Annotated in this window: 7 protein-coding genes and 2 tRNA genes; 3 read left to right on the forward strand and 6 right to left on the reverse strand. The window is 36.6% G+C overall.

Features of this window, described 5'->3' with window-relative positions:
• Positions 1–209: 209 nt before the first annotated feature.
• A tRNA-Pro gene (locus RM545_RS15840) sits at positions 210–284 on the reverse strand.
• An 8-nt stretch (positions 285–292) separates the two neighbouring features.
• A tRNA-Ser gene (locus RM545_RS15845) sits at positions 293–377 on the reverse strand.
• Positions 378–719: 342 nt separating this feature from the next.
• Here RM545_RS15845 and RM545_RS15850 point away from each other — a divergent pair.
• The 3 genes from RM545_RS15850 to RM545_RS15860 all read left to right on the forward strand — a co-directional run bounded on the left by RM545_RS15850 (position 720) and on the right by RM545_RS15860 (position 2,905).
• Positions 720–1,169 (forward strand): hotdog family protein, encoded by a 450-nt coding sequence (locus tag RM545_RS15850; protein ID WP_311496266.1) that lies wholly within the window; start codon positions 720–722, stop codon positions 1,167–1,169.
• A gap of 98 nt (positions 1,170–1,267) precedes the next feature.
• Complete coding sequence (locus RM545_RS15855) at positions 1,268–1,627, forward strand: ApeI family dehydratase (protein ID WP_311496267.1); 360 nt, start codon at positions 1,268–1,270, stop codon at positions 1,625–1,627.
• 75 nt (positions 1,628–1,702) lie between these two features.
• Positions 1,703–2,905 (forward strand): DUF2062 domain-containing protein, encoded by a 1,203-nt coding sequence (locus RM545_RS15860; protein WP_311496268.1) that lies wholly within the window; start codon positions 1,703–1,705, stop codon positions 2,903–2,905.
• A gap of 73 nt (positions 2,906–2,978) precedes the next feature.
• On the opposite strand, the gene RM545_RS15865 is transcribed toward RM545_RS15860, so the two are convergent.
• The 4 genes from RM545_RS15865 to RM545_RS15880 are packed head-to-tail and all read right to left on the reverse strand — an operon-like array spanning position 2,979 to position 6,432.
• Positions 2,979–4,157: a THUMP-like domain-containing protein gene (locus RM545_RS15865; RefSeq protein WP_311496269.1), complete on the reverse strand. Its 1,179-nt coding sequence runs from the start codon at positions 4,155–4,157 to the stop codon at positions 2,979–2,981.
• A gap of 10 nt (positions 4,158–4,167) precedes the next feature.
• On the reverse strand, positions 4,168–5,256 hold the full coding sequence (locus RM545_RS15870) for an AI-2E family transporter (protein ID WP_311496270.1): 1,089 nt from the start codon (positions 5,254–5,256) through the stop codon (positions 4,168–4,170).
• Between the two features lie 22 nt (positions 5,257–5,278).
• Positions 5,279–5,791, reverse strand: coding sequence for a TrmH family RNA methyltransferase (locus tag RM545_RS15875; protein WP_311496271.1), 513 nt, complete (start codon positions 5,789–5,791; stop codon positions 5,279–5,281).
• Positions 5,788–6,432 (reverse strand): DUF4159 domain-containing protein, encoded by a 645-nt coding sequence (locus tag RM545_RS15880; protein WP_311496272.1) that lies wholly within the window; start codon positions 6,430–6,432, stop codon positions 5,788–5,790. The genes RM545_RS15875 and RM545_RS15880 overlap by 4 nt, the downstream gene beginning before the upstream one ends.
• Positions 6,433–6,677: the final 245 nt, after the last annotated feature.

Here is a 6,677-nt window from a genome sequence, read left to right on the forward strand (position 1 = left end):
AAGTTAATAAATTGAGATAAACGAAAATCAAATCACTTTAAAAAGTCTGGTAGGACACCGAAAGTTAAGAAAAAAAAGGTAACCGAATAGGTGACCGATTAGGTCGCTTTAAGGATGGTTTTAAATAAAAACAAATGATCCTCAATCTTATTAAAGAATTGAAAATCATTTGTTTAGGTATTATTTAATGTTAAATAAAACATTAAAAGTCGGGGTGGCAGGATTCGAACCTGCGGCCTCCTGCTCCCAAAGCAGGCGCGATAACCGGGCTACGCTACACCCCGAAAACTAGCGGAGAGTGTGAGATTCGAACTCACGCGACAATTGCTCGTCGACAGTTTAGCAAACTGCTCCATTAACCACTCTGGCAACTCTCCGTTAAATAATGAACTTGGTAATCGTTTTTGCGGATGCAAATGTAGCTTTTACATACATACCTTCCAAACCTTTTATTCCTTTTTTCTAAAGGATATAACTTCAAAAGCTATAATGCATTTTTAAATCCTTTGCTTTCAGAAAATTATATATAAAATTAATTTTCTTTTTTTAATGTTGATCCTGGAGTTAAACATCATCTGCTTTAGCGAGTAGCGGATGCATTCTTAAAAGGATTTTAAGTTTTTATGGAGAAAAAGCTGTAAAGGAGTTTTAAAATATTAACTTGAGTATTTATTAAAAACAGACGTTCCGGGAACGTTCTCTAGCCTTTAGCGAAAACTATGACAGAAAACATACTACAAGAACCAATATTGGATGCTTTAAGAATTACACAGCTTATTCCGCAAAAACCACCTTTTGTAATGGTGGATAGCTTGTATGAATACAGCCATCTCGCTGGAAAGATGGGATTCACCATTCCGGCTGATAACATTCTGGTTCAAAATGGTAGATTTTCAGAACCTGGTGTCATAGAACATATGGCCCAAAGCATGTCACTCCATAGAGGCTATAGAGGTTTTCTTGCCGGACTGGAAAAGCCGGAAACCGGTTTTATTGGTTCAATAAAATCTGTTGAAGTTCTAATCCTGCCCAAGATTGGTACCCGACTTACAACTTATGTAGACATTCAACATGAAATCAAGAATGTTACAATGGTCACCGCGAGAACAGAGGATGAAAACGGGAATATTATAGCCACCTCAGATATGCGGACAGTGACAGTAATTTGAAATCTGAAGGTGCTATTAATCCTTAGAATTCTCCTTCAGAACTGAGATAATCTTATATTTTCTGCTTATTTTTATTTAACCGTTATACAATAGCTAAAATGCTTTTAAAAGATTTTTATTCGGTAGTTCAAACCACCAAGAAAGATGGACATTTTTTTACTGAAATTAAAATCAGGAAAGACCACGAACTTTATCAGGGGCATTTTCCCGACCGTCCGGTGACACCCGGAGTTATTCTAATGCAGATGTTCAAAGAGGAACTGGAGCGGCAAACAGGTAGGGAATTAAAGTTTTCAAAAGCAAATAATGTTAAGTTTATGGCTGTTGTAGATCCTAATGTAGATGATATTTTAATTTTGGAATCTGAAATTGAAGAAGTCGGTAAAGCCATTACCTTAAAAGGAAATGCCCGAAACAATGGTTGTCTGGCATTGAAAATCAACGCGTCCTATAATTAGTTTTAACTTTCTGGAAAAGTTTTATTCCCTTTCTGTTTTAAATAATATTTTTGACCTCTTTTTAAAGCTAATATTTTGAGTAAATCGCCTATATACCAATCCAGGTTCATCAAATTTAATTGTTGTGTCCTGGTTCCAACCTATAACAATGCCGGATCTCTGGCTAGTGTCCTTCAGGATCTTTTGGTATATACAGAAAATATAGTAGTGGTAAATGATGGTTCCACAGATGATACCCGGGATATCTTAACCGGATTTTCTGATCTGGAAATCCTGCATTTTAAGGAAAATAGAGGAAAAGGCGTGGCCCTTAACAGAGGATTTGAATTTGCTCAGGAACTGGGTTATGAATATGCTATAACAATAGATAGCGACGGACAGCATTACCCCGATGATCTGGATATCTTCTTAACCGAGCTGGAAAGCAGGCAATCCGGAGACCAGGAATTACTTCTTGTTGGAGATAGAAATATGGGACGCGATGGTATACCGGGAAAAAGCTCAACGGGGAATAAATTTTCAAACTTTTGGTTTCTTGTAGTTACTGGCACTCAGCTCAGTGATACGCAGAGCGGGTATAGGCTTTACCCGTTAAATGTGGTGAACAACATCCGGTTTTATACCCGTAAATTCGAATTTGAAATTGAGATTATTGTAAAATCGGCATGGAGAAATGTAGAAGTTAAAAATATCCCGATAAAAGTCTTCTACGAAAAAAACAGGGTGACACACTTTCGGCCTTTCTGGGACATTACACGTATTACATTGCTTTACATGTGGTTTGTACTGGTAAGCTTCTTTTATATACATCCACGCAACAAATATCAGGACTTTAAAAAGAAAGGGTTTAAGAGATTCTGGAAAGAAGACATTGTAAAAAGTCGGGAACCGGCGCACAAAAAAGCTGCAGCCATAGCATTAGGTGTTTTTATTGGAATTTCGCCCTTTTGGGGCTTACATACACTCCTGGTTTTTTCCCTGGGAGCTATTTTCCGGTTAAACAAAGTAATCGCATTTTTGTTTTCAAATATCAGTATTCCGCCGCTCATTCCATTTATTATCTACGGAAGTTACCAAATGGGTTCTTTAATTTCTGGTAATGGTCTTGACTGGAAACTCAGCATGGAAAATTTCGATTCTTCGGCTGAAATTTTTCAGAGTCTCGGGCTATATATTCTGGGAAGTTTTGTTTTAGCAGGATTATTAGCGCTGGTACTATGGGTTGTATTCTACTTCCTTTTTTCTTATTCTGAACAAAAACACGTTGTGAAGAGTTAGCGGTTCTGCTTATTGCCGAAAATGTTGAAATTCAAGTGACCACTTTTCTGTTGAAAGTTCTTCGAAGATGTTTCTAGATCTTGCGGGATCTTATCACAATATTTGCATTATCCAAATTGGTTGTAAAAAACAAGTAGTCCCTACCACCGTCTTTTATCTGAAACTTTTTTCGTATTTCTGAAACCGATTCAGGAAAATTTCTAGTGGTTATATTCGCTTTCTCACCTTTAAACTCTTTCTTCAGGTTCTTTTTATTAAAGTGCTTAACATCAATTATTTGAAATATTCTTCCTGGAAAATATTTTTCTTCATCAGAAGTAAATAAGTGGGAGTTTGGATGCAACTTTTCAGTCTGTGTTTGCCGGCCAAGTTCCGCAAACAATCCGCTTTTCATGATTGCGGGATTGGGCTCATAAATAAATTTTCGCGGCAGGGAATATTGTAAATCTGCGACTTCTGTTCCTGGAATATTTTCAAAAAACTGATCTCCTTTCTTCTGAAAATTTACCGTCTTGATTTTAATTTCAGAAGTGAAATTTTTCTTCAATATCCACAGCAATTCTTTTACTTCATTTTCTACGGAAACGATGTGTATTTCCACTACATTTTGAAGTTCTTCAAGACCTGCTTTTAAATCAAGTAGGGGAGACGTTTTGATAAGGATATTGTCCGTTCGTGAGAAAAGTAACTCGAGATGCTTCGGAACATCAGGAAGACAATCCTGAAGCCTGAAGACCTTGCCTCCCTTATTATCGCGTCTCGCAGGGTCTATAAATATCCAGTCATATTCAGAGGGGTTTTTTTCTAAAATTCTTATTCCATTCCCTGTAAGCACCTCAATATTTTCTGTACCTAATTTTTTGAAATTATGAGAGGCAACTTCAGCTAATTCTGTGTTCATTTCGCAGTAAATCACTTCCCTAAAGGTTTTTGAAAAGCAATAGGTATCTACTCCAAATCCTCCGGTAATATCGATTAGCCGCTCTCCGTTAATAATCTCAGCTTTATAACTGGCTGTTTTTTCTGAAGATGTCTGCTCAAGATTTAGTTTTGGCGGGAACAAGATTCCATTAGTATGATACCAGGTAGGCAGCTTTTTTTCCGAAGTATTTAAGCCCTTTATCTGTACAGCAAGCTCCTGAACCGTGGTTTTAGGAAAAGGACTCCCTTTAAGAATTAATCTTGAAAGATCTGAATTCCGGTTCTCCTGAATAAAATCCTGAACATCTTTGTGTAGTAAGTGTGCGTTCAAAACTGGAATTTTAAAGGTCCCGGGTTAGTCTCTTTACAATTTTATATTCACTTAAAGATTCTTTTGCAATTACTTTTAAAGCGGTGTAAAAGGGAACGGCAACCACCATTCCGGTAATTCCAAAAAGTAATCCGGCAATTAAGATAATAAGGAAGATCTCGAGTGGATGCGAACGTACACTAGCTCCAAAAATCATGGGCTGTGAAATAAAATTATCGATCAACTGGCAAATTCCATAACCCAGCATCACATACATTAGGCGTGGTAGAATTATTACAGTAAAATCGGCTCCTAAGTTACTTGAGATTACAAAAAGAGCCATCAGGATTCCCGCAAATAAAGGACCTAAATAAGGAACCAGGTTTAGCGTGGCGCAAATAAAAGCGATAGCAATGGGATTTCTGACTTCAAAGACACTTAGCAGGATTGTATAAAGGATAAATAATACACTTACCTGCATGGTAAGACCCACAAAGTAGCGTGATAATAAAATTTTAATCTTATTAAATACTCTTTGAAATTTCCCCTCATTGCCCTGATTCGCAAAAACAAGGATGCTGTTAATCATTAATTTACTATCCTTTAACAGGAAAAATGAAATAAAAATTATGGAGAATATAGCAACAAGGGCAGCGCCAAGAATTCCGAAAACGTTGTTTAAAAACTTTGGAATTGCAGTAATATCAAAGTTTCTTACAAACTCACTTTGCTTAAGTCCTTCTATAATATTTATTTCTTCCACACCCAGGTAAGTATTAATCTGGGTATTAAGGTTATTTAAATCAGTCCTAAATGCTTCCATATCTATTTGTCCCAGATGCTGACTCTGTTCTATGACAATTGGAACAAATACAAAAACAACTCCGGTAAAGAAAGAAAGTACCAGCAAAAGCACCAGAATTACAGCCATCTGGTTTGGAATTTTTAGCTTTTGCTTTAAAAAAATAACCACCGGCCGTCCAATAAGGGAAATGACACCTGCAATAGCAATATATACTAAAACCGACTGGATTTCATATAGGAAATATAGTAGCAGTATGATTCCCAGCATGATACCGGTAGCACGTAAAATTCCGTAAGAAAGTTCCTTTGCATTCACAGCGTAAATATATTATTTTAATTTAAAGCTGAATGTTTTTTCTGATTTCATAAAGGGCAATTGCTGTTGCCTGGGCTACATTCATACTGCTGTTGTTTCCAAACATCTCAATATGAAAAACTTTATTGCAAAGGGAAAGTATCTCCTCCTGTATGCCATTAGCTTCATTCCCTATTACCAGCGAGATTTTTGCAAATTCAGAAAAGTTTATGGATTCTATTGCGGCACTTTCAGCTGTAATTTCTAAGGCAAAAGGAGTATAAGACTCATCCTTATATTTTTCAACAGCTTCTTTTGTCTGCTCAAAAACTTCAAATCTCACATATTCATGTGTATTTCTGGCTGTTCTTTTTAACCTGTTACTGGTTAAGTTCGGAAAGGTTCCGCAGAATATTATTTTTTCTATTCCAAAGGCATCGGCCAGTCTAAAAATACTGCCAATATTGGCCTCACCTGAAACATTATCGAGGATTAGGATTATAGGGCATTCTCTTTTATTAAACCTGGACTGCTGGTGTGAAAGTTGTTTTTTCAATTTTCAAACGCGTATTTTAAGATATTCGCTCCCATTCGTAAAGCCTTTAGCCTCACTTCTTCAGGATCATTATGAATTTCGGGATTCTCCCAGCCGTCTCCCAGGTCACTTTCATAGGTAAACAGACAAACCAACCGTTCATTTTCGAAAAGCCCGAAGGCCTGTGGCGGCTTATTATCATGTTCATGAATCTTGGGCAAACCGTTTGGAAATTTATAGGAGGTACTAAAAACAGGATGATCGGCAGAAAGCTCGGTTAATGCTTTCTCCGGAAAAACCTTCTTCAGTTCTTTCCTGATATATTCATTCATCCCGTAATTGTCATCAATATGAAGAAAACCGCCACTTAAAAGATATTTTCTCAAATTTTCTGCCTCTTCATCACTAAAAAAGACATTTCCGTGACCGGTCATATGAATATATGGATACTGAAAGATATCTGCAGCGCCTGGAGTTACCGTTTCTGGCTTTTTTTCTATTGCAGTGTTGATATTTTTGTTGCTGAATTCAATAAGATTGGGCAAGGCAGTGGGGTTTGAATACCAGTCACCGCCGCCACTGTATTTTAAGACTGCAATTTTCTGAGCTAATAAAGGAGCACTGCAAAAAATGGCAATTATCAGTAAAAATATTTTTTTCATCTTATCAAAATTCGATTAAATTGGGGTAGCACTTTAACTCCTGCAAGGTTTTTAAAACCTTGTAGGTTTATTCCTTTTTCATGCCTACAAATTCGAAAAGAGACCTTGAAGGAAAACACAATCTCTTAAGCTCGTAAATTAAAAAATATTTCCGCTAATATAATGCCGATAATTGGCATTTTAAAGAGATGGCTAAATTTACAGTTTTCGGCAAATAGGTGCTACAATGGAAGTGAAAATAAAAC

The sequence above is a fragment of the Autumnicola lenta genome, assembly GCF_031846515.1.
GTDB lineage: Bacteria > Bacteroidota > Bacteroidia > Flavobacteriales > Flavobacteriaceae > Autumnicola > Autumnicola lenta.